The 25,393-nt window shown below is 61.3% G+C and carries 7 protein-coding genes; 4 read left to right on the top strand and 3 right to left on the bottom strand.

Features of this window, described 5'->3' with window-relative positions:
- Positions 1-121 precede the first annotated feature (121 nt).
- The 4 genes from K5R33_RS09270 (at position 122) to K5R33_RS09255 (ending at position 6,696) form a co-directional block, all read left to right on the top strand.
- Positions 122-2,296 (top strand): calcium-binding protein, encoded by a 2,175-nt coding sequence (locus tag K5R33_RS09270; RefSeq protein WP_220748745.1) that lies wholly within the window; start codon positions 122-124, stop codon positions 2,294-2,296.
- A 165-nt stretch (positions 2,297-2,461) separates the two neighbouring features.
- Complete coding sequence (locus K5R33_RS09265) at positions 2,462-3,541, top strand: NAD-dependent epimerase/dehydratase family protein (protein WP_220748744.1); 1,080 nt, start codon at positions 2,462-2,464, stop codon at positions 3,539-3,541.
- A 153-nt stretch (positions 3,542-3,694) separates the two neighbouring features.
- Positions 3,695-5,635, top strand: a complete 1,941-nt coding sequence (locus tag K5R33_RS09260) for a polysaccharide pyruvyl transferase family protein (RefSeq protein WP_220748743.1) — start codon at positions 3,695-3,697, stop codon at positions 5,633-5,635.
- 134 nt (positions 5,636-5,769) lie between these two features.
- Complete coding sequence (locus tag K5R33_RS09255; RefSeq protein ID WP_220748742.1) at positions 5,770-6,696, top strand: class I SAM-dependent methyltransferase; 927 nt, start codon at positions 5,770-5,772, stop codon at positions 6,694-6,696.
- An 86-nt stretch (positions 6,697-6,782) separates the two neighbouring features.
- Here K5R33_RS09255 and K5R33_RS09250 read toward each other — a convergent pair whose 3' ends face one another.
- From K5R33_RS09250 to K5R33_RS09240, 3 genes are all read right to left on the bottom strand, one after another.
- Entirely contained in the window at positions 6,783-9,827 is a 3,045-nt protein-coding gene (locus K5R33_RS09250) for a glycosyltransferase (protein WP_220748741.1), read from the bottom strand.
- 184 nt (positions 9,828-10,011) lie between these two features.
- A complete protein-coding gene (locus K5R33_RS09245; protein WP_220748740.1) occupies positions 10,012-10,890 on the bottom strand; it encodes a sulfotransferase family protein in 879 nt (292 codons plus the stop codon).
- A gap of 57 nt (positions 10,891-10,947) precedes the next feature.
- Complete coding sequence (locus tag K5R33_RS09240) at positions 10,948-25,212, bottom strand: Ig-like domain-containing protein (RefSeq protein WP_220748739.1); 14,265 nt, start codon at positions 25,210-25,212, stop codon at positions 10,948-10,950.
- Positions 25,213-25,393: the final 181 nt, after the last annotated feature.

The following is a 25,393-nucleotide window of genomic DNA, read 5'->3' as shown; positions in this document are numbered from 1 at the left end:
TTGACCCGTAGGGGGCAGTTCGCGTCTGCTGTCGCCACGTAAGGGGGGCTTGGTTCGCCAAGAAGAGTGCGTGCCATGCGTCACCTGTTTCGTGACACAAGATTTGATCGGGGGGGCTTTCATGGCCGACTTTACACTTTTTGGCGGATCGACCACGGCACGGACGCTTATTGGGTCCGAGCAGGGCTTTATCGCGCCCAACGCCGGACTCAGCGTAACGGGTGCCGACGCGGTGGAGGCTACGACGGGAACGAACTGGCTGACTGTTCTTGGCTACCTCAACACACGAGGCGGCGGGTTTGCCGCCGTGGATGCCAACGGCTCCGTGTTTGAGATGCAGGTCGGACAGGGCGCCTTCATCACCGCCGAAAATCCGTCAGGCGGCGTGCTGGACATCGACGTTGCGACCTTGTTCTCTCTGTTTAACGAGGGGACAATCAGCAGCACCAATGACCGCGCGGTTGAGTTTAACGACACCGATGGATTTGCAAACTTCTTTTTGAACAATGCAGGTCGGATCAATTCTTTCTCGGGCGAGGCTATCTACGCCAATGTCGGTGCGGGTGATGTGGATTTCTTCAACTCGGGTGAAATTTTCGCCCAAGGTGAAGGCGTTGAAATTCTCTTCGATAGCACCGCGACGATCGAAGCAAGCTACATCAACACGGGCTCGATTTCTTCCACGGAGTCGAATGCAGTCCGCGTAGCGAATGGAACTGGTGACTCCATCTTCCAGAACAGCGGGATGATTATCGCCGACGCCTCGGGTGTCGAATTCGACCGGAACGGTGATGTTGAATTGTTCAACAGCGGGACAATTCAAGGTAAAGACGAGTCCATTGAGATAGAAGGCGGCGATGACCTCGTGGTCAATACGGGGACGTTGATCGGGGATGTCCGGCTCGGGTCCGGGAATGACACGATCGACACGCGCGATGGTGTGATCAGCGGGATCGTGTACGGTGAGGCCGGTAACGACACCTACATCGTGTCGGATACGTCTATTGAGATCGGTGAGAGCACCCTTCCTTCAGGTGGGGTCGATGCTGTCCTGTCCACCGTCAGCTATCGCCTGTTGAACAGCTCAATCGAGAACCTGACGCTTTTGGGCCAAACCGCGACGCGTGGCGCAGGTAACGGCGGGAGCAATACCCTGGTCGGCAATATCGCCGATAACGACCTTCATGGCTTCGCGGGGGATGACAGCCTCGTTGGAAACGAAGGGGATGACAAACTCTTTGGCAGCAGCGGTGAAGATACGCTCGCAGGGGGGCAAGGAAACGACTGGCTGCACGGTGGCGCAAACGATGACGTTTTGAACGGTGGAACCGGCAACGACATGCTTGATGGCGGCACCGGTAACGACCAAATTTTGGCGTCTGAGGGGATGAACCTCGTGCGCGCCGGTACCGGCGACGACCTCGTCATCGCGAATAACGTGCAAGGCGAGGGCCAAAACGTTGATCTTGGGTCAGGCGATGATCAAGTGTTCGCCGGCTCTGGTGCAGATACCCTGGACGGCGGCGCCGGCACGGATATTCTGAACTACGCCTTTTCCGACGGCCGGGTGACGGTCAATTTGGGTGTTGGGTTCTTTGCCAATGGATACGCCGCCGGAGATTCGGCAACGGGCTTTGAGAATCTCGTTGGATCGACTTTCAACGACGTTCTGGTGGGCTCATCCGGCGCAAACCGCATCACTGCGAACGCGGGTAACAACCAGCTACGGGGTGAAGGTGGCGAAGACATTCTGCTGTCGGGTTCTGGCAACGACACCCTGAACGGTGGCAGCGGGGCCGATACCGCCGATTACAGCCTCTCTATGGCGCGTGTGATCGTAAACCTTGGCACGGGCTTCACCTCCGGTGGGTTCTCCGATGGTGACCAGTTGATTTCAATCGAACGGGTTGTTGGCTCGTCGTTCAACGACCGCATTGTCGGGTCCGACGGTGGGAACCGCCTGTTTGGCGGAGCTAGCGACGACTACCTCGATGGCGGCCTGGCCGCTGACTTGCTCTATGGCGGGACCGGCAATGACGAGTTGATCGGTGGCGCCGGCGCGGACCAGTTCGTCTTTGAGGCCATGTGGGGCGACGATCAGATCAACGACTTCCAGGACGGCACCGACTTGATCAACTTCCGCCTGCTGCCAGCGGTTACGGGCTTTGGTGACCTGACGGTGACCATTGATGGGTCCGACCTTGTGATCACGGCGGCTGGGATGTCCGACTCGATCCGTCTTATCAACCAGAACGGCGTGGCCACGATCACGGCAGACGATTTCCTGTTTGCCTGATCGCGCCGCATAACAGGGGTTCGGGCAGCTCTGCCCGAGCCCAAATCCCCGCGAAGGTCGGAGATTCTTCGCCGGTGCCACGTGAAGGGCGCTTTTGTTTCATCTTTGGAGACGATTCCGGCGTTACGGTAAGGAACCGCCGCGATTGAAACAAAGGCAGCCTTGATGGACCGCTCCGCCACGATCACCGCTATTGGCCCACGTCCCGGTCCCAACGGGGCACGGATCGTTGTTACTGGCTCCGCTGGTTTCATCGGGTTTCACCTGAGCCGTCTGCTCTTGTCCCAAGGGCACAGCGTGCACGGCATCGATGGGATGACCGACTACTACGACGTCTCATTGAAGCGGCGGCGCCACGCGATGCTGGCGCAAATCCCCGGGTTCTCTGCAACGCATGTGCGTCTCGAAGACCGGGAGGCGTTGGATGCGGCCATCGACCAGGCCGCGCCGGATGTGATTGTCCACCTGGCGGCCCAGGCCGGCGTGCGCCATTCCCTCGATGTGCCGCGGGCCTACATGGACGCCAACATCACCGGGAGCTTCAACGTTTTGGAGGCTGCCAAGCGGCACCGCGTGCGACATCTTTTGGTGGCGTCCTCTTCCTCCGTTTACGGTGCCAACACCGAAATGCCCTTCCGCGAGGTGCATCGGACGGACACACCGCTGAATGTCTATGGGGCAACCAAAAAGGCGGTCGAGGATCTGGGCCATGTCTACGCCCATCTGCACGACATCCCCGTCACGATGTTCCGATTTTTCACGGTCTATGGACCCTGGGGTCGGCCGGATATGGCGCTGTTTTCCTTTGCCGAAGCGATGGCCCACGGCCGCGCAATCAACGTGCACAATCACGGCCAGATGGAGCGGGACTTCACGTACATTGACGACCTTGTTCAGGCGATTGGCTTGCTTGTCGAGCGCCCGCCAGAACGCCCCAAAGATGGTAGTGTGTCGGATTGGGACAGTCTGAGCACCGTTGCACCCTACAGGGTTGTGAATATCGGCAACGGCTCCCCGGTCCCGCTGATGGCGTTCATTCGCGCGCTCGAAGACGCGATGGGCATCGAGGCGCGCAAAACGATGCTACCCGCGCAGCCCGGCGAGGTTCTTGCCACTTGGGCCGACACATCGCTGTTGCAGCGTTTGACGGGCTTCAAACCCCAGACCGACCATCGGCAGGGCGTTGCGGAGTTCATCAAGTGGTGGAGCATGTGGCGCAGCGGAGAGGCCAGTCAGGCCGGCTGATCCGGTACAGCTGGGCGCAGATGGCCCCGTCGACCAGGTTTCACTGCATGATTTCTAGGCGAAGGAGCACCGGCGCCAAGGCGCCCCCCTGGCGAACAGGGACAAAGTTCGGTAAGGCGCTTCCCAGACGCGATTACGCTGTGGGGGCTCCTGATGGCAACGATTACAACACCTAGATCTAAGTTCTTTTCCTTTCTGAACAGTTTTGTTTCCCCGGCTCCGGCGCCGACCCCTGAGGTCGTCGAAGAGGCGAAAGCAACGCCACCTCTGACCTTGGTCAGCTTCTATACGGAAGGTGGGTACTACGAGGAAAAGGCCGTCGAACTCCGGCAGCAGTGTGATCGTCTGGGGATGGCCCATGACATTGCCCCCATCACGCTGGGCCCCGACGATGACTGGGCGAGCATCTGCCGCCGGAAGGTGTCTTTCTATCGTGAGATGCTCCACAAGCATAAGAGCACCATCATGTGGGTCGACGTGGATTCGATCCTTTTGAAGAACTTGAACGATTTGGCCGAGGGTGCGTTCGACATCGGCCTGTTCATGCGGAACTTCAAGTATATGCCGCAGTTCAACCCGGCGCTTCTGGCGCGGACGTTCCACCCCGGCTATTTGATGTTCCGCTACACGCCCGCGACGATTGCTCTGCTGGAAGATACCGCGCGGGTCGAAGCAGAAAACGATGGTGCCTACACCGATGATTTCATCCTGGAGGAAGCCTTTCGGACGTCCGAGGCACAGCCGCGATTGCTGCTTCTGTCACCCAAAGACATTCTAAAGCCCGGCGACGAAGACCACGATGATGCGCTGTTCCGGCATGGTGACAGCGGCAACGTGAATGAGTTCAAAGGCAAGGTGCGCCAACACGTGGCGCGTGGCCTGGCGCCCGATGCTCAGCGTCTCGTCCTCAATGAAGTGATCAAGAAGGCGTCGACTGTCGCCGGACGTCCCCATGCCATCTTCTTGTTGGAATATATGGTCGACCTCGATCCGACCGACTTGAAGACGTATCTGAAGCTTCTGGATATCCTAAAGCGCGCCAAGCTGAAGGATAAGCTTGCCGCGCGGTTGGAGTCCGGGCTGGAGATGCCTGTCCTGCGGCCTTATGCATTGCGCTTTCAATTGATCGAGGCTCTGGCGGCGAAGAAATGGGCCGAAGCGGATGCGGTCTTTGAGCAGATCAAGGAGACGGGTGACGCCAAAGTCATTGCGTTTGCGCGCAGTCGGCTGTTCCGGTTCTCGCTGGACCGCCGCGCCGAAGCGGCTTCGATTCCCGATGCGGACCGGGTCAAGCTCTTTTGGTGGGAAGAACCCCATCCCGGCAATCTGGGTGACATTATTAACCCGTACATTGTCGAAAAGCTGACCGGTCGCCCGCCCAAGTTTGCGCCGCGCGGTGTTGGCATGTGTGCCATCGGGTCGGTGATCAAATGGGCCAAATCCGGCACCCCAGTTTGGGGCAGTGGATCCCCACATGAAAACGACACGCTCGCGCCCGATGCGGTCTATCATGCCGTGCGGGGTCCCTACACGCGGGACCTGGTGCTGCGGAACGGTGGGACCTGTCCGGAGGTCTATGGCGACGCTGGATGGTTCCTGCCGATCCTGTACCGCCCTGACGTCAAGAAAACCCATAAGACTGGCTTGATCCTGCACTTCCAGCACGAGGAAGCGCCTCTCGACGTGTCCCCAGACATCCGTCGGATCGACATTCGTCGCCTGGGATATGATGAGATCGAGGCGTTCCTGGATGAAATGCTCAGCTGCGAGCGGATCGTGTCTACGTCGCTGCATGGCGTTATCATTGCCCAAGCATACGGCATTCCGGCCTGCCTTGGCACGGTCACCAATGCCCAACAGCAAATCCATGGCGATGGAATTAAGTTCAAAGATTATTACGCATCCGTTGGCGTAATGACCCCGCCTAAACCGGTGGATTTGGCGACCTTTGACAAGATCTCTTCCGATACTTTTTCAACTGGCGACTTTACGCCGATTGGAAACAAGATAGACTTGGAAAGTCTGTTAAAGGCAGCCCCATTTACGGCGCTCCCTGAAATGTACATGCGGGCCCGTGACTTTGCCGCCGACTGAAAGGCTATATCAGCGTGACACGATCTCCGAAGGCTGGGGCATCAAAAGCCACCACGCGAACACGTCGGACCTCCTCTAAGTCTACGAAGCGGCAGGTAGGGGCGAACGCCACAACCTCCGACGAGACATTGGTTGTGACCGATGCGGTGAAACCGGTGGAGATCGCGCCCGGCACGGATGCGAAAGACGTTTTGGTGACGGCCGCTTTGCCGACACCGGCTGCCAAAAAGACGGTTGCCGCAAAGCCGAAGCCTACGGCGGCCAAATCTGCGCGGCCCGCTCCGGCGAAGGCGCCCGCCGTCGGGAAAGCTACCGCAACCAAGTCGGCGGCTGCCGCACCCAAAAAGGCACAGGGGACCACCCAAGATGTTCCGGTCGTCTGGGCAAAGACGACGTCCGAGACATGGACCAAAACCCGCTTTCGAGAGGTTCTGCGTGGACCAGCGAAGCATCCGATGCTGCAACTCATCCGAGAGCGCCGGACCATGTTGTCCCACCTCGCGCCAAGGCAGCTTCATCGGTCTTACGATCCAGAGACGACCAAGGACCTGGGTGGTTTGGTAAACCCTAAACAGATCTCGATTCCACCGCGATATGGCGAAATTCTCTATAAGCTGGCGCTGCAGTCAAAGACGGATTTAACCGTCGAAGCAGGTGCTGGATTTGGTATTTCCACCATGTACCTCGGCTTGGCGGCTAAGGTGAACAATACGTCCTTGCTGAGCTTCGAAATCGCAGACTACGCCGATATTGCGCAAAAGTCCTTAGACATCATAACGCCTGCCGGGATTGTCAAAAATGAGAGCTTTGACTCCTTCCCGATACACTTGAACGGCTCCACTTCAATCGGGTTCGCGTTCATCGATGCCAAACACGATGCCGACAATATCTTGCGCAGCTACAAGAGCCTTGTTGGCTGGTTGGCACCCAAATCGATGATTGTCATTGATGACATCTGGTATTCCGACAGCTCTCGGGGCGCGTGGCAAGAGATCGTGCGCACTGGTCCGTTTGGCTTTGCGGCCCTTGTGAACAAACGGTTCGGCGTGCTCGCACCGTAAGGCACCTAATCGTTCCTGGCGCGTCAACGACCTTGTTAACCCTTGCAGTCGAAGGGCCAGATCTAGCCCTTCGATCCTTAACGTCCCTATGACGGCAACTTCGACAGAATGTCGTCAGCGACCTTGAAGGGCGCTGCCTCCGCAAGCTTGCGCAAATCTGGCGGCGTCGGGGCGCCGTGCGTGCAGTGCGTCGACAGGCCCGCATGTATCCGAGGGACGGAGGCGAGGTCGAAGGGTTCATATTCCGCCGCCCCCACGCTTGCGGCATAGTCCTTAAACTTCATGCCATCGCCGTGGATTTGTCGGGCGGAGCCGCTGTCAACGGCCCAGCTAACGGGGATGCCATAGGCTTGGGCCAAGATGACGCCGTGCAGCGATGTGGAGAGGATCGCCTCGCAACTCAGCATCTCTTCCAGGAAGGCGTCGATCTCCGCGTCGGAGCCCCGCACAATGTCGATTTCTTTCACGTCGGGGGCGACGTCCAATGGCCGGTCCGCATGTGCGAAGTGTCGGATAAGGCCCAGCTTATGGGTCTTGGTGACGGCGGTATTGGGGCGCAGGATCGGCATAAACCAAGCGGGATCGCCATAGATTTCCGGACAGGTGGCACCGGCCTTCAGCACCATATCCCGCGTGAGCGGACCGCGAACGGCGCGGAATGTGGCGCGTCCATCGATCTTCTGCGTGCGCGACGAGGCGCCAGCCCCCCAGACAGTATCACCGGACCGGGCAAATCGGATGATGGACCCGATAGACAGGAGCCGCGGCGACGCCTTGGAGTATTTCGGAGGAATCCCGGTCAGACCCTGCACCACGCCCGGCCCCAAAAGATCACCGAGGTTGCCGGGGTACGGCTGCTCCCACCACATCATTCCGACGCGGTCCTTATCGGCAATCTTGGCCTCTGCAGCGGCGTAGTCAAAGCTGTGCCGGAAGGCCCGGCTCTTGACGAAGTTGATCGTGTCGGGATCGTCAGTTTTCAGCAGCGTGGCAGAGGCCTTTGCCGCTCCTTTCAAATCCCCCTCGCCGTACAAACGATCCAGATCGACCCGGAGGGCGGTTGTGCGTACCGCTGGATTGGCCTTGGCCACGTCCAGATGATACTTGTATTTGCCCATCTGACCCTGGCTCAGCAGGATGTTCAGCAGTTTGGTCACCGGTTCAGGGTCATCCGGCACGACCTTCCGCATCCGTTTGTAAAAGACCGCCGCATCCGCCGGGAGGCCATTGCGCATCGCGAGGCGCGCGCCTTCCTGCAGGATCGCCATCTGCCGCATGGGGGACAAGGCCGCCGCCTCGTGCTGGGCGGCCGTCTTGGAGGCATCGGCCACGTTTCCGCTGTCTGTATGGCGGAAGACTGCGCCAGGGCCGCGTGCGGCCTCAACGTTGGTAACAATCGCATCGGGCGAGAACAGGCCCATGGACAGGTGTTCATCAAAGCTGTTGAGCGCTTCCTGCAGGACCCAGTCGTCGGTTGCATTGTCCGGGGCTGTCGCCTCGACAGTGTCCAAATGCGCCAGGAAACGGTCCATGCGCGGGCTTGTGCCAAACTGCAGGTATCCGGGGTGGAGCAACCGCGCAAACCGATGGGGATCAAAGTTCGGCAAGTAGTGGAAGTTCCGCAGAAACCCGCTCAGATCCTGGCCGCTGCCAAGGGTGCTGGGGTCACCAATCAGCTGCGTGTCCACGTCGACCCAAAAGATCGACCGGCCATAGCGCCTACGTTGGGCGATGTAGTAGCCGATCTTTTTGCGGCATAGCCGTGTCCAATCGGTTGTGCGATCTGGGATGAACTCACAGATCTCAAAATCGACGCCCATCTTGGTGAAGGACTGGGCCAAGGTCTGTGCATGGGTCCCGTAGATATCGGCGCCCCCAAAGAAGCTGATGAAGAGCGGGCCATCCCCCTCTGAATAGCGGCCATAGGTTGGATAAAAGCGACCGCTGGGGGCGTGGCTTACCTGCCAGGAGGACGCCGCGATCCTGCGATTGCGATCTGTCGACTTCAGGTCGGCGCACTTCCGCAGGCCGATCAAGCCATCGCTGCCCATGCGGATACGGTAGTCGATGATCGCCTCACCACCGGTTCGCACCGTCGCTGCGATCCGCAGCCTTTCCGCCCGATGGCAGAAGGCCGTGAGGATCTCGCCCCATGTCAGGGTGCCTTCGATTGGCAAGGGCAAGGCGCCCCCGTCACCCGTGATGAACCCGACGTGATGGGACGTGGCCCCATCGGCCTGCACCATCACGCCGTCCTCGGTTGCCGTCAGCCCGATCTCATCGGGTTGGGCCGGGTCGGCCAAGCGCGGGCCTGGACCGCCGTGTCCCAAGGCCACCGGTTCCTGGGGAAACTGAGAAATGTAGCGCTTGTACTTATCCGCAAGTTCATCCGCCCCCGTGATCCCAGCGGCAGCCAACATCTCGGATGTCTTGTCATAGACTTTCTGATTGGCCGCGAGGACGGTGTCCCTCGGGGTGCGGTCAAACGATTGAACATAGACGACATCCGCAGCTTGCGGTTGTGGTGCCGTCACGAACCGGCCCCCATCGGCCAGGAAACGGATCGTGAAATCCAAGTCTTCGGCCCAGTTGAGCGTTTCATCGAACCCAACGCTTGCGAAGGCATCGCGCGGCCCGGCCAAAGACTGCAACTGAATGGTCCTTGCATGGGTGCCGGCATAGAGGTCGCGCAGCTTGGGCACGACGCGGGCCTTACGCTCTCGCCGTTGATGGAGCTTGTCCGCCTGGCATTGGGTAAAGGGCGTCATCAAAAGCCAGCTGCCCTTGCGTGTGCCATGGGCCAGACCAGCGCGAAGGTGTTCTATCCTGTGGGGGCCGTAGTAGTCGTCGATATCGAGCCAGGTCACCATCTCGGTCTTGGCCTCGGCCAAGGCACTCAGACGGGCGGCGCCGCGCCCACGGTTTTCGGGGTGGGTCGCGATGTGACAGGCGACACCGGCCGCTTCAAAACGTGTCTTAGCTTCGGCCAATTCGGCGGCGGTTCCATCGCTGCTGCCGTCGTCCACGAAGATGACGGCATCGGGCAAAGACCGCTGACCGAGCATCATATGGGTGAAGGGTGCGACTAGGTGCGCGGCGTTATAAACGGGCGTTAGGACAGAAATCTGCATGGGTCTAAACTCACTTTAAAGCGGCCGCACGGGTTGGACGATGTCAAAAATGTACAAGACGCGTTCCGTTACCCGAGTGCCTGTTGGCTGCTGGCGACGCTGTCGGACAAAGGAGTCCGGTCGGCAACCATACGTCGTTGTGGACTAGAAACCATCGAAGGCCAAGGGATCAGGCCAGCCACGGTTATTGCAGGACGGGCGTGTCAGTGGGCTCTGCCTCGGGGACGTCGGCCTTTGACTCGCCATCGGCGACGACGCGAAAGGCGCGGGAATCCGACAGATCCCGCCAGAAGGATAGCTTTGCATATTTCTCAAAGACCTCTGGCGGCAGGATCGTCTGTCGCGGTCGCGGGGCAACCACGGGGTGAACCCGGTGCAAGCCTGGTGTGCCCAACCCTTGGTCGAAGGCCGGCGCGTCGTATTGCACGGCATCGAAGTCATGCTCGTAAGGGTCTTCGCCTAGAAAGTCGTAGATGAGACCAAAGACATCCTTTGGGCGCTGAACGAGAAGATCATAGTCCAGTAAGACGATCCGGTCGGCGAACTCGGAGTAGCAGGCTTCGCGGAGGGCGTGCCAAGGATAGCCGACCATGCGCGTCGCCCCTGCCAGCGCCTCCACCCGTGTGTAGACGGTGGATCGCTCGCCGGGTGAGTTGAATAGGCGCGTGTGTTCAAACGGATCAGAGCGGACCTGCCGTTCGAGGGAGTCCATGATCCAGGACACATTGCGAACCAGACACAGCACACGCGCCTCTGGGAAGACCTGCATCAACGCAGGGAGATTTGCGGTCCAGGCGCGGTTGCTATCGAACACCACTGGGGCTTCGATCTCGGCGTAGTAGCTATCGAAGAGACCGCGCAGCAGGCGCGCCCTTTGCGCAGGCGTCACCGTGCTGGCCAGTTCGGACCCAGCGGACACTTGCGCGATCATACCGTCGAACAAGCTGGCGATGGGACTGGCCATGCCTGCGTGAAACCGTGGGTTTTGCCGCAGCAGTGCCGCCGTCAATGTGGAACCGGAACGGGGCAAACCCGAGATAAAGTGAAAGCGTCGGTCGGTCATAAGGGCTCTGACAAGAAAGGGCAGGGTGACGGCATGTCCATCACCCTGCCCGTGGCATCACAGGAATGCTAGGGCATCGTCGTCCGTGGTGACGCGCAATTGTAGGCCATTGGCATTGGTCACCAACTCGAACGCGAGATCCCCGGCCAAGTCAAAGCCCTCAAAGGCATCGAAGGAGCCGGTCAACGTGTTGAAGGTCCTCACCGTCAGGATGTCGAACGTATCGCCCAATTCTGCGGTAAACCCGGCATCTACGTTCAGGCGCAGCGTCCCATCCAGCGTCACGTCAGACGCCGCCGTTAGGGCCCCGTTACCATTGCCGCTCAACCCGATATTCAGGGTGCTTGCATCGCTAAAGACGAGGGCATCGGCGATCGACAAGAGCCCGTCATCCGTTGCAGCCAAGGTTCCTGTGAGAGTGGGCAAATCCTCTAGCCGCATCTCACCGTTGTCTGCGGTGATGGTGCCTTTGATGTCCAGAGTGTCAGACGCACGCGTGGTGCGGATCGTCCCGTTCCCAATGACCTCTATGCCGCTTGAGATCTCGAAGACTTCAGCATCGTTCGTTGCACCCTGAAACACCAAAACGTTTGACTGGCTTGATCCCGCGAAGGCCCCCGAAGACGTCATAGTGACGCGCCCGGTTCCCATCAGATCCCCACCATCGCGGATGCTCAGCGATGTGGTGCCGCCCGCCGTGCCGTTGTCCATGGCCAGCTCTGCGTTGAGGGTCAGATCACCCCGGCTGTTCAGCAAGCGCGAGGAGGTCGTCGCTCCCAATTCGGCGTCAATGTCCAGCGTCACGCCAGACAGGGACGTATTGCTGAAGAACGTCACGCTGCCGGTTTGACCCTCCGTCCCCGAGACGACCGTGTTCGAAACCTCGCCCAGACGGACTTCCCCGTCGGAGGCGTCGACATTCAGCACCGCGCCCGCGTTGTCGATCCGCTGCGCCGTCAATGCGCCATCCGCGCTGGCCTTGAGGGTGCCAAGGATCCGCATCGCGTCCTGTGTGGATCCGGCGTAGACGTTGCCCGCGCCCGTGATCGTGATCCCGGCGCCAATCGTAAAGATCTCTGCTTCGGTGATTTCGGACAGGCCCCGAATTTCGTTGTTCGTGATGAACGGCTTGAAGGCAGAATCTGCGTTTGGATTTGCCCGCGCGACCTCAATCGGGGAGGCGTTGGCCGACAAGTCGATCGTCCCCGTCCCATTCAGCGACTGCGTGCCTGACAGAGACAGCACGGTGGCCCGGTTCTCCGCTGCGGATAGGTTTAGCAGCCCGTTGATGGTCAGACCGCCGTCGACCGCAACCGTGCCGCTGTCGATCTGCGCATCCATATCAAAGGTGACCGAGTCCAGACGTAGGTTCTGCTCCAGGGTAACCATCCCTTCGCCCGTCAGAACCGCGTTGCTGAGGCTTTGCTCGAAGGTCACGGCGCCACCACGGGCGTCCACATTGAGGGCTTCGCCGTCTTGGTCCACGCCTTGCAGTCGGAGTTCGCCTCCGGAGCCGCCGTCATCCCCGATGACTTGGCCCAGGATCCGAATTTGGTCCCCACTCGAACTCGTACCAACCAGACCAGTGCCGGTCACGGTCAGATCCTCGTCAAAGGTCAGCCGTTGGACTTCGGTGTTCGTGAAACTATCCAGGAGAACGGCGACACCCGACGGCCCAACCGTGTCGTCAAGCCGCAACGTGCCCTCGCCGTCGACTGTCTGTGTGCCCTGGAACCGCAGCGTACTGTTGGTCGTCAGATCTTCGGTCAGGGACAGCGTCCCGTCGATATCCAACCCGGATTGTATGCGCAGCTGACCACCGGCCTCGACCTCGGCTGTGCCGAGAACGCGCAGGTCGGTCGCGTTGGCAGTGTTGATTTTGAAGGTGCCGCCCCCGGTCAGGGTAAGCTTTGACAGATCCGCGCTGTTGATCAGCGCGCGACCGCCTGCCTCCAGGGACACGACGCCGTTCTCAATGGTGTTCGTCAGCACGTTGAGGCCGTTCTCGACGCTGTCGAGGGTCAGTGTTCTGCCTTGCTGGTCTATGGACTGCAGGAACAACCGCCCGCCCGAGGCCGTCACGTCACCCAAGACCTGCCACCGGTCATCGGCGCCACCCGCCACGAGCCGACCGGTTCCGGTCAGGGAAACGCCTGCCCCGAGGGTGATCACCTCCGCATCGTTCGTCTGCTGTAAGAACCGCAGAGTGGCTTGGGCGTAGTTTGAATAGCCGTTGTATCCCGTCGTCCCTGGCCGACCGCGCAAATAGATGCCGCCTGTCCCGTCGACTGTCATGCCACCCGACAAGCCCAGGCTCGCATAGCCGCCCTGTCCGCGATTCCAGCTGTCGACGGTCAACGCGCCGTTGATCGTCAGACCGCCATAGGCCGTGACCTGCGCGTAGGAGTAGGGGCCCGATATGGCCACGTCGCTGTCCAGCGTCACATTCGTCCAGCGGTTTGTGCTGGCGGCTGTGACCGCGAAATCAGCGCCCGCAAAGGCCGCATCGATGACTTGGTCCGACACGGTTCCCGGCAAGACCGGCGGCTCCCCACCGGGGAGGTCCGCATCGGTCAACTGTTGGCCCGCGAGGGTTTCATCAACCACGACGGCCACCAGGGTATTGCCGCGGGCCACCAAAGCCAGGCCTTTGCTGCCATCGCCGATTTCGAAGTCGGTGACGGATTGGAACTGCCCCGTCAGGTCCGTCGTGGCAGAGATCAGGACGAACTCGGTTCCGAGCGCGGCGTCGAAGTCGTCGCTCAGGTCAAAGGCGAACGTACCGGCCAGGCCAATCGCGTCCCGGCTGGCCAAGAGGCCCCCTCGCGCCTCGATGCCGCTGCCGTCCATTGCCATGACGAGCGTGCCGTCCGCCTCCAGACGCAGAGACCGGTTGAAGCTGAGCTCGCCATCGTCTTCCACACGGATGTCGCCGGTGACGGCCACTTCGCCCGTCACGTTTAAGATGCCGTCGTCGGCTGTCACATCGCCCCGGATTTCCAGGTTGCCGACGCCAAAGACCGACACGAGACCCGCCCCCACGACGTCCACACCCTGGTCGAGGACAAAGGTCTGCGCCAAGCCGCCCGACTGGAAGGCGAGCTGTGCCCGGCTGCCGGCGTTCGACGTGTCGCCACGTTCCAACCGAATGACACCTGTGCCGCTCACCGTCTGTTCGCCCTGGAACGTCAGCTGACCGGACCCGCCGCGGTTGTTCGCCAGCGACAGCGTGCTGTTCTCTAGGACGAGGCCCTGTCCGACGGTCACCGCCGCGCGGGACGCGTCGTTTCCGATGCTTGCATCCCGGGCAAGCGTCACGTTCTCCATCCGCAGACTGCCTGCAAGCAAGACGTCTGCCTCACCGGTTCCCGTGACGCGAACGTCGCGGAGGGTGTCTTCGAAGACAATGCGGCCATCCGAGGCGAGGATGTTCAGATCGTTGCCGTCGTTGTCGATGTCTTCCAGTTCCAAATCGCCGCCGCGCGCGGCGACATCGCCGAGGATACGGATCGTATCGTCGCCGTTTCTGGACTGCAGCTGTCCGTTCCCGATGATGTCGATCCCTTCGCCAAAGGTCAGGACCTCTCGGATGGCGCTCTGACCGACAAGCTGGATCGTGCTGTTGGCGGTGTCGGATTCGTCCAGCAGCAGTGTGCCGGTTCCGCTGACCGTCTGGCCGCCCAGGAACTGGACGGTGCTGGCCCGCAGGCGGCTTTCGATGGACAGGCTGGCATCGTCCAGGATCAGATCGTTGGTAACGGAGATCGTGCTTCCCGAATTGTCGCCGATCGCGGCAGCATCCATCGACAGGGTACTGGACGACAGGTTCAGACCGCTGCGCAGCAAGACCTCGCCCGTGCCGTCGATCACAGCATTTTCGACGACGTCGCGAAGTTCGACCACCCCTGCGTCTGCATCCAAGGAGAGCGTGGCCCCCTCATTGTCGACCCGCGACAGTGACAGGGTCTCGCCCGCCCGGCCAACCATATCGCCCAGGACCTTGATGCGGTCCGTGCTCTGGCCGGCGCGAATTGCGATGGATCCTGTGACGGTCACTCCCTCTTCGATGGTGAACAGTTCCGTCGCCGATGACGTCGATTGGAAGGACAGTGCGTTTTGCGCGGTTGCCGTCGGCCCTGCGCTAAAGTCGAGGGTGCCGTTACCCATCAGCGAGGCGCCCGCCTCCATCAAGATGCTCGTGGTATCGCTCGCCGCCGCGTCAAAGCTGACGGTCGCGCCGCCCAGAAGCGTCAGGCCATTAAAGACGGTCAGCTGCTGGAAGCCGAAGTCAGGTCGCCCAACCACATCCGTCTCAAGGGCGACATCAACCAACCGCGCCTGGTTCGCGATCATGACGTCCGCGTTTGCGGTCGCCGGGCCCGTGACGCGGACATCCGTGACCGTCCCGGTGAGCAGATCCGTCGCCAAGGCCGTCCGGGTGTCCGTTGGGCGCGGGGTCGGCGTAAAGGGATCGCCGTCGATAAAGCCGCCAGCGCGCGCATTTGCATCGGACGTGACACGCAGGGTCAGCTCATTGGCCGTGGGGTCGAGCACCTGGAAGGCGAGGTTGCCATCCAGATCCAGACCTTCGAAGGCGTCAAAGCTGCCGGAAATGCCGCCCGTCGCCGTCAGGATCGTAAAGGTATCGCCAACGGAGGCAGTGAACCCATCTGCCACATCAATCGACAAGGTCCCCTCCAGGGTCACCGCGCCGGTTGATGTCACCAGGCCCTGGCTCGCTTGCGTCAGACCGACGTCCAGCGTCCCGCGCTCGGTCATCGTCAGGTTCCCGGACACTGCCAGAATACCGTCATCCGTCGCCGCGAGGGTGCCTTCGATCTCATCAAGGTGCCGGATCGCCAGCGTGCCGTCATCGGCGCGGACCATCCCGTCGACCGCGATGATATCGGCGGCGTTATTGCTTTCAATGGAACCGACACCCTCAACGGTCAGGTCCGTACCGATGGTGAGGGTTTCCGAGATCCCATATTGGCCCTGGAAGAAGATCGTGCTCCGTTGGAATGCCCCTTCTGGCGCCTCACCGTTGACTAGCTTGATCGTCCCCGAGCCGTCCAAGGTTTGTTCGCCCAGGAGGCGCAGTTGGACCGTTTGGCTGGCCGCCGCTTCCATGGTGAAGACGTCGTTGACCGTCAGACCCTCGTAGCCGTCCACGCGCAGGGTTCTTTCCGTCCCGAGCGTTTCCGTGGCCATGTTCAGCGTGCTGTTGAACAGCTGGGCCCCGGACAGAAGCGAGAGCGCGCCCGTGGCGTCAGGCGCGGCGCTCAGAACGGTGTCCTGCACCCGACCGCGAACGCCCACGACCCCATTCGAAGCATCAACCGACAGGGTTTCCCCGTCATTGTCGATATTGGCCAGCACAAGGGTCCCGTCGGTGACACCCTCGACCGTGCCGAGGATCTGGATGGCATCTTGTGCGCTAAAGGCGACGAATTGGCCCGATCCGGCAATGGTGAGATCCTTGCCGAAGGTTGCGATGTCGCGGGCCGTGCTGAGGTTGGCCACTTGCAGCGCGGCCAAGCCATTGGTCCCGAGCAGTTCAATGCGTCCGGTTCCGTCAATCAACTGGCTTCCCAGGACCCGCATCGCCGGATTGCCCGTCTCACCGCTGTCGATCCGAAGGGTGCCGTTGACCACGACCCCTTCATCCAGGAGACCAACGTACCCGAACCGGCCATCTGCCTGAAGTTGCGCGGTGGTCTCGATTGTCGTGTCTCGGAGCGTGACGTCGCGGCTCAGCGAGACGGTCCCAGTACCCGTCAGGATCGTGTCGTCAACCAAGCGTGCGAGGACGACGTCACCATTGGTGGTGTCGATATTCAGCTCTCCACCCGCTTGGTCGATGTTCCGCAACTCCAGCGCTTCGTCCGTGTCCCCTGAATTACCAACCACGTCGCCGAGGATGCGAACCGAACCGGCCGCCCGGACACTGCCCGTCCCCGTAAGGGTCAGGTTTTCGTCAAAGGTGACCAGGGAGTCGGTGGCGTAGAAGTAGCGGGAGTTGCTCGCATAGATCACGGAAGTGCTGGCGGTCGATCCGCCCGCAGCCGCACCAAATGCAATCGTGCCCGTTCCCGTGACCATATCGATCCCGGTCAGGCTCAAACGGGCGGTGCTTGTTGTACCACCTGCGATTTCTAGGAGACCGTCAATCTGTAGCGAACCGGCCGCTGTGGAGAAGACACTGGACCCGCTGGACGTGTCGAGTGCGACCGTGCTGCCCGTGGTGACAGTGAGGCCATCGACTTGACCGCCCTGGAGCCGGAGACGACCGCCCCCCTCGACCGTGATGTTGGAACCGTTCGACAACTCAACATTTGCGCCATCGGCAATGGCGAGGCGGGCGTTGTTCAGATCTGTCCCGAGAACGACCTTCGCGTCCTCGACCGAGTCGAGCTTTAGCAGGTTGCCGCCTTGGTCCAGCCCACTCAGGGAGAGCGTTCCGCCCTCGGCAATGACATCGCCAAGCAGGCGCAGCTTTCCAGACCCGGATGAGCCGAACACGAAGCCTGTGCCAGCGATGGTGATGTCTTCACCGATAACCGTCACGTCCTGATTGTTCGGCGTATATTGGTTCGTCGTTTGCAGACGCGCCTGGTCGCCGTCCAACTGGATCCTGCCGGTCCCTACGAGGCTCGACACATTGTAGAGCTGGACAGTCGCATAGGCATAGCCACCAGGCGACGCTTGGCCATCAATGTTCAAGGTCCCGTTCAGGGTGAGGTCGGAATCAATCGAAAGGCGGGCATTCTTGACGGTGGCATCGGTGTCGAGCCGAACACTCTGCCAGCTTGCGAAACTGCCAAAGTTTGCACCACTTACGGTCACATCGAATTCGGGCGTGCCGGTGATCGTTGCACCGATCAACGTGCCGCCGGTCTGGTCGAAGGCGCCCGCAACACCTTCGATGTTGCCGGTCGTCAGGCTGCCCCTTTGCAGGCGAAGGATGCCATCGATCCGGACTTCGTCCACTTCGGCGGTGGAGTTGAGTGTCGCCACGGCGCCTTCGTCAAGCACGATAGCGACGCCGTCGTCCGCCAGGGGCAAGGCGCCCGACTGCCAGTTCGTCTCCGTCTCCCACGTCCCGCCGGCGGCATTGATCCAGATGGCAGAGGCATCGACGATCTCAAACGACTGGCTGGGCAGGGGCGCCGTAATCGCGTTCCCCGCCAGGTCCGTGACGCGAGAGACGTCGATTGCAATGTCATAGGCACCCAGATCCAACGGCGCGAAACTGACCTGCGCTGTGAGCCCACCCGTGAGGAATACCAGGCCCTGCGCTGGGATTTCGGTGTCGTCGCCTGATTTGGTCAGGGTGATATCGGTCGCCGCCAGGGTGTTGGGGTCGATCTTCTCCGAGAAGGCAATCGTGAACACTTCGTTGCCCTGCAACAGCAGGCGTCCATCGTTCGGCGTCACCGATAGGACGGTCGGTGGCGTGATATCCTCGATGACCTGAACCGTGACCGGATCGGTCAGGGTCGCGTTGCCACCCGTGTCCGTTGCCCGCACCTGGATCTCAAGCTGGTCGCCGTCGGTCAAATCATCCAATGCAGGGACATCAAAGCCCAGTCCGAAGGGGGCCGAGACGTCGTTCAAGACAACGACCCCGTTCAGCAGAAGCTCGACGTTACGGACCTGAACATCATCGACGATATCCAAGCTGAGCTCGATCCGCGTGCCTTCTTCGATCTGGATCCCATCGGTATTCGGGTCCGCATCGGCCGCGGCGGCATCGAAGGTGACGGTTGGGGCTTGGCCCGCCGTGTCGAAGGGCACCGCGTTGATGACTTGCAGGCCGCCTGTGCCGTCAGCGACGTACGCGATCCCCGAGGCCAGGGCGACACCCTTGGCGTTTCCGGGCGTCGCGAACTCCGACAGCAGGTCGTAGGTCACCTCTGGATCGCTTGCGTTGTGGACCTGGAGGCCGCGGAATCCGCCAGCGACCAATGCCAAGCCAGAGCCATTGACGATGGTTTCCAGGTTGCCCGCTTGGACCCGTGGCGTGTCGATGTTCGAGATAAGCGAAATCGCTGTCGGATCCGTCACATCGTAGGTCAAATAGCCGCCGCGCTCTTCCAGGCGGAACAGGGGGACGTTGCTGACTTCCAAGGCGTTGGCCACATAGGCCACGCCTTCGTTGATGAACACTGTCTTGTCCTTGGGCACCGTCCGGATCGTGCTTTGCGGGAAGGTCTCGCGCCCAATTTCTGTGATTGCACTGCCTGATAGGCGCAAACTCACCAGATCTGTGTTGTTTATAATGGCATAGGCCACGTCGCCATCCACGGCGAGGTCATTGACGAAACCACCCGTCTGGAAGGCCGTCACCCGCGCGCCCGTCGTGCTGTTGAGCAGTTCAAGGCGTGACCCGCCGCCAACCAGCAATGTGCCGCCAAGGTCCACGACCGATTGCGCACCGCCCGACACGAACGTGGTTGTCACCAGTTCTGGCGCAACGGGGTCGGACACATCGACGATATGCAAACCGCCGTCGCCAGCCGCCACATAGGCCAGGTTGCGGCCCGCATCGACGGCCACCTGTTTCGCCGTTCCCGGCAAATCCAACTCGGCTTGCAAGATCGGGTTCTGGAATTGGCTCGCATCTACGATGGCCAGGCCGTGGCTGCCCGTCGCGAGATAGGCCGTCTGCGTGCCGGCCCCCTCGACCCCACCGGTGAGGGTGACGTCCATCGCCTCGCCCTTGAGGTCGACGGATCCGATGATGCCCGTGGGGAAGCCGATGCCATCCAAGGGGTTCAACCCCTGTTCCAACTCGGCGCCATCGGTCAGGCCGTCGTCGTCGCTGTCGGGGTTGTCGAGGAAGGTGCCGACCACCTCTTCGGCCAGGTCTGGGACGCCGTCCCCGTCGGAATCCTCCAACCCTTCGGCCAGGGTCATCAGCGGGAAGGGGATATCCGTAGATCCAGCCGCAGGGCCGGTGGTGAATTCGCTTTCGCCATAGAAGCCGTTGACGGGATCATAGATCCGGAAGGTGTATTCCGTCTCGGGCGCAAGCTGCACCCCTTCGGAGGCGGAGGCCACCGTGCCACGGAACTCCGTGGTGCCGTCGGTGATCAGATAGAGCGTGTTGTCCGACGTATTGAAGCGGTTCAACAGTCCCTCGGACAGCAGCAGGAGCGCATCTTCTGCGGTGGCGCGGAAGGAGTCGATGACGCCTTCGTCCGGCAGACCTTCGGGCGCCGCGATCTCGGCGTTGAAGTCCTCGGTCGCCTGCATGGCGTCCATCAGATTCTGGGCCAGCTCTGCCGCTTGCTCTTCGGTCAGCTGGTTGCGGGCCGTGGGATCAGCCTCGGTCGCGAACTCAAAGTCATCATCGGTGGGACGCGGCGGGGGCGAGAAGCCCTCTAACGAGGCGAGGATCGTGCTGCCTTCGGCAAGCTCCTCGTTCAGCGTTTCTTCGAGGGACTTGATCTCATCGGCAGCGAAGATGGGCTTTTTGTTCACCAGACCAGCGATGAAGTTCACCTTGTCCAGCACATTGCAGGCCAGGGCAAAAACGGCCTGAACCGCGCCCGCCTTGCCGCCACGGGCCAGGCCTTCGCCGAATTCCACCCAAGTTTCGACGTTGCTGATGGCCAGCTTCAGGGTGCCCATCAGGGTCGCGATGCCGTCCGTGTTGGGGGACGGGCAATCGGGGTCGGTTTGCGCCTTCAGCAGCTTTTCCCCGATCTCCAGGACACCTTTGACGCCCGCGACGGCGGCCTTGGCCTTGCCGACCAATTGGCCAGAGGTGAACTCCAGCACCGCATCAACGGCGACCTTGGCAACCTTTTTGACCCCGTCGACGACGCCGATGATCGCTTCAAACGCGCTGCCCTTGCCCCACCAGAAGGCGTCCCACGCCTTGGACAGGGCTTCCCCGAGGGCGGCACCCTCCTTGATCGCATCGCCGATGGATTTGGCCAGGGCGGAAAAGCGTGTGAGTTCTTTGGCGACGTCCCAGACGGTGGACAGGGCGCTGCGGGCAATTGAGAACCACTCTGCGTTGTCGATCGCCTCGTCTTTGCAGTCGTCCTCTTCCTCCTTATCATCTGGGTCGTCGGGATCATCCGGGTCGTCGGGGTCATTGTCGGGTCGATTTCTGATCGGGTCAAAGTCCGGCAGGTCGGACCGGTTCAGCGGTTCATCCCCGACGGCCTTCCAGCCCAGCGTGTTGACACCGGTGTCCCCCTCGGACCGCATGATGGTGCCGCCTTCGCCATCCTCCACGACAACAGCGGTGCCCGTTTGGACCCAAACGCCCGCATCATGGTCGAAGGACAGGATCGGACGTTTTGCGCCCAGCTCCAAGAAATCGATGTTCGGGAACTCGATCTGTGCCTTGCCATCCACATTGGTGGCGTCTTCGGCCTTAACGGTGAACACCACCGTCGGATCGAAGCCTTGGGGCAGCGGCGCAGGAATCCGATCCGGCTCAAAGGCCATGACCTGGACTTCGTTCACCGGCGTGCCGTCATCCCGTGTAAGGCTGTCGGCTGGGATCTTGACCTTAAGCTGGTTCCAAAGGCTCGGATCGATGCCGGGGAAGATCTCAGTCAGGTTGGCCAGACCGTTCTCACCAATCCCGGCCTCCGTGTCTTCGCCCGGTGTGAGGGTGGTCACATCCGCCTCGGCAAGGGCGGCAAAGTAGATGTTGAACGCCTTGTCACCGGAGGTCAGGCCAACGGTCTGCCCCGCAACGGTGTCCACCGGTTTGGTGATCGTGCCGTAATCGAAGTTCGGGCGGTTCGTCACATCGGAGGCGTCGAAGTCCAGATAGACCTGCGGGATCGGAAGATCTTCGAGCAGGAAGCGCCCGTTCTCATCTGTGACCGCCGTGACGCCTGGCAGACCGATGACGGACACGACGACGCCTTCCAGGGGGATGTCCAATCCGTCTTCGTCCCGGTAGTTGGCGTCGAAGATGAACCCTTCGACATTCGTGCCCTCGATCCGGGTGAGGGAAGACGTGGCGAAGGTGGAATTACCCTCTTGGACGGTGCTGACGTTCTGGCCGTTGGTGTCCTTCACCTTGGTGCCGTCGACGGCAACGCGCACGTTGGTGGCGGCTGGCAATAGGTCGTCGGCGAAGAAGGTGACCAGCTTGCCGTCCGACGACACGGTGTAGCGTCCCGCCAGGGACTCTCCCAAAGCGGTGATGGCGATGCTCTCGGCGTCGACGGTGTCGGGGTCAATCGGGCGGTTGAATTCGATGGTGATCTTGCCGTCCAGGTTGGCCCGCTCGCTCCCGTCGTTGGGGCGGATGGCCAAGACCTGCGTAGCCGCATCGACGCTGAACGTTGTGTTTGCAGGGCCCTCGTTCCCGGCTCTGTCGCGGAGCGTTGTGGACAGCGAGAAATCGCCATCGCCCAGGGGGCCTGCCAGGGTGATCTCAATCTCGGTATCGCTGCGCTGTTGGACCGAGACGATCTCAATCGCCGTCCCCGCCCCATCGCGCAGATCCACATCATCGGGGATCAAGGTCGTGCCGACGTCCAAAGGCTCGGACGTGGTGAGGATAAGGCTGTCGAGCGCGTCGGAAAGCGTTGCTGCGACGTCCCCCGACAGGCTAGCGATCTGGGTATCAATGGTGAAGGTCAGCGCCGCTTCGGTGGTCTTGCCCTCCTGGTCGGTGACGCGGAACTCGATGTCATGGGTGCCTTCGCCAAGCGCCCCGCGCACCGCCGCCGAGGGGATCGAGAAGGTTCCGTCGGCGCGGACAAGGTTGCTGATGTCGATGAACCGGCCACCCACGGCGCGCACTTCGAGTGTCGCGACGCCCAAATCGTCCGAGACTTCGCCCGACAGGCCAGCCAGACGGGTCACACCGTCGGCATCGCTGCTGCCGGTGTCCTGGGTGAGCGTGACGGACAACTCCGGGTCCTCGCCCCCTATGATCGCATCGACCGGGTTGAGTTGAGACAGGCGCGTGATCCCTGCGAGTTGCACCAGGGCGCCATTGCCCAGATCAACGGCTAGGTCACCATCCACGCGGGTCAGGCGCAGGTCGCCCAGCGACGACACACCGGGAATGCCGATGAACTGAACCTTGTCGATGCCCGACTGGAACGACCGAATAACGTCCACGGCCCCCGGCGCCAAATCGGGTCCGGTGATGCGGAACAGATCGGCGCCCGCGCCCCCGTTCATCGTGTCGGAGCCGGCCCCGCCGGTGATGGTGTCGTCCCCGGCCCCGGCCGAGAGCGAGTCGTTTCCATCGCCGCCAAAGATATTATCGGCGAGGTCCCCCTCGCTGATCAGTGTGTCATCGGCTTCGGTCAACAACAGATCGCGCAGGGCGGACAGGTCCACATCGCGCGCGTCGCTGACTAGGTCCACGTCGGCGAGGGAAAGCTCCGCCAGGGAACTGACGCCCTGCAAGCGGATGGATTGGCCGCTGGCGAAGGTGACGACCAAATCGCCGTCGTCGCGGGTCAACCGAACATCGCTGGGTGAGATGCGATTACCAAACCCGGACAGTTCAATCCGATCTTCGCCGCGGGTGTAATCGGCAATCACATCGGCGTCGCCATCTGTGGTGGCCGCGACGACGAAGACGTCTGCGCCGGCCCCGCCGACAAGGGTGTCGTCTCCCGCACCGCCGATGACGGTGTCTGCGCCGTCGCCGCCTTGGACGATGTCGTCGCCGTTTTCGCCGTCCAACAGATCGTCGCCGGTGCCGCCGGTGATGTCGTCATCGCCACGGCCCCCAGCAATCACGATGTTCCCGCTGTTGAGCGTCGCAAAGACGTCGTCGGATTCCGTCAGAACGACCTCTGTCTGCCCCGTTGATGGCGCGGTTGAACTGGCTTGAGGCACCGGTGCAACCGATGCGCCCTGGGTGAACAGGGCCGATGTGGCGGCCCAAACGTCCTGGGCGACCTGGGCACCGACGTCCCGCGCGGACAGGTCCCCATCTTGGATGTGGATACCCCCGTAGAGGCGCGACAGCCCGGCGTCCGCTGCGGCGTCCCAGACAGTGTCCCAAGTGAGTTCGATCACCGGCCCGTCGTAGTCCTCGAACGTCAGACTATCGGTGCGGAAGGATCCAATCAGGTCCCGGCGTCCATCCTCGTCCAGGTCCTGCACGCCGCGCGAGGTGCCGTCGTACAAAACGTCGCTGCCCGTGAAGGAGTCAATGATCGTCGCCGCCGCATAGGAGAACCCGGAATGGCCCGATCCATATTCTGGGAACGGTGGCGTCACAAAGGTCACATCTTGGTAGGGGATCCATTCGCCCCCGTCGATCAATCCCGCGCCCTGGTTCGGCCCAATCCACGCCTCGACCTGCTGACCGTCGAACAGATACCGGATGGCTGTTTGGGGCCGGACATAATCGTAGGCGTACTTTGCGTCCCAGACGGCAATGCCGGTGTCGAAGAGCGCGTTGTTGAGCGCAAAGAAGAACTTCACATCATCGCTGAGCGTGTGGCCTTCGCGCAGAGACACGTCCTGGGCAATCTCGTTCCAGTGGCCCGGAGGCGTGGAGGAGCGTGGGCCATCGGCCCAGTATTCTGCGGTCGCTTTCTGCTCCGACGTGAGGTTTGCGCTGATCTCTAGGACGGCGCCGAATTGTTCCCGATAGGCCGCGTCGCCTGTCGTCACCTTGCCGGTCTGATCGGTGTAAGGCGAAAAATCCCCCAGCTTCGGCGGGGGACCCGGTCGGTAAGCGTCACCGGCCTCAATGGCAAAAGGCGTCACGCCGCCCCAATGGGGTGTCAGCGGCTTTTGCAGGTCATAGGTCGCCGGGTTGTCGGTCGCGATGGGAATGCCGTTCTCGTCTCGAACCGTTCCATTCGGCACCCGCAAGGGCTGCCAGTGATTGGGGTCGACGACCGGCTCGCCGCTATCGGGGTTGATCGGCTCATAGCCAGAGGTGTCAGCGAAATCGTTGTCGGCGTTTGAGCCGTCCGTTGCCCGTGCCTCAAGCACGCCGCGCGCGGCCGCCAGTCCGATCTCCCGTGCTTCCTCGGGTGGGGTCTCGCCCATCTCCTCGGCCTGTTCGGCCAGTTCCCGCAGCAGCGTGTCGAATAGGAACCGCGCATCGGGGAACACCTCGACCAGTGCGGCATGGGCCGCGTAGCTGATCGCCGTGGAATGGGACATGTGGTTGCCGCCACCGATCGCCGTCAGATCGCCGTAGGCCCCGACGGCGTCATCATCATAGGCGGCCCAGGCATCGTACATGGCCGCGTGGGCGATGTGCAGCGCTCGCGTGATTTCCGTGGGTTTCGCATCGCCGAGGCGAACCGCCTCTAGTGCAACCTCATTCCAGCGGGCGGCAACGGTCTGTCTGGGCATGGCACGACACTATTCGCTTATAACAATGTCGTGTTTGTTCCATAGCTGCAGACGTTATGTCGCGTCTTGATTTTGCCGTTTTTTCAGTCAACACCCTGTGCACTGGGCGTAACCATTTGATTTAATTTATTGCAAGGTGCTACACCGACTCAGATCTAAAAGTGATTCGGTCCCCGTTCGA

Source organism: Jannaschia pagri (assembly GCF_019655435.1).
Classification (GTDB): Bacteria; Pseudomonadota; Alphaproteobacteria; order Rhodobacterales; family Rhodobacteraceae; genus Jannaschia; species Jannaschia pagri.
Note: the sequence above shows the minus strand (reverse complement) of the source record. Positions and strands in the feature narration are given on the sequence as shown.

What these genes read in the sequence shown, in the direction of transcription:
- K5R33_RS09270 (WP_220748745.1), top strand. Translation starts at nt 122, where the DNA reads ATGGCCGACTTTACACTTTTTGGCGGATCGACCACGGCACGGACGCTT.
- K5R33_RS09265 (WP_220748744.1), top strand. Translation starts at nt 2,462, where the DNA reads ATGGACCGCTCCGCCACGATCACCGCTATTGGCCCACGTCCCGGTCCC.
- K5R33_RS09260 (WP_220748743.1), top strand. Translation starts at nt 3,695, where the DNA reads ATGGCAACGATTACAACACCTAGATCTAAGTTCTTTTCCTTTCTGAAC.
- K5R33_RS09250 (WP_220748741.1), bottom strand. Translation starts at nt 9,827, where the DNA reads ATGCAGATTTCTGTCCTAACGCCCGTTTATAACGCCGCGCACCTAGTC.
- K5R33_RS09245 (WP_220748740.1), bottom strand. Translation starts at nt 10,890, where the DNA reads ATGACCGACCGACGCTTTCACTTTATCTCGGGTTTGCCCCGTTCCGGT.
- K5R33_RS09240 (WP_220748739.1), bottom strand. Translation starts at nt 25,212, where the DNA reads ATGCCCAGACAGACCGTTGCCGCCCGCTGGAATGAGGTTGCACTAGAG.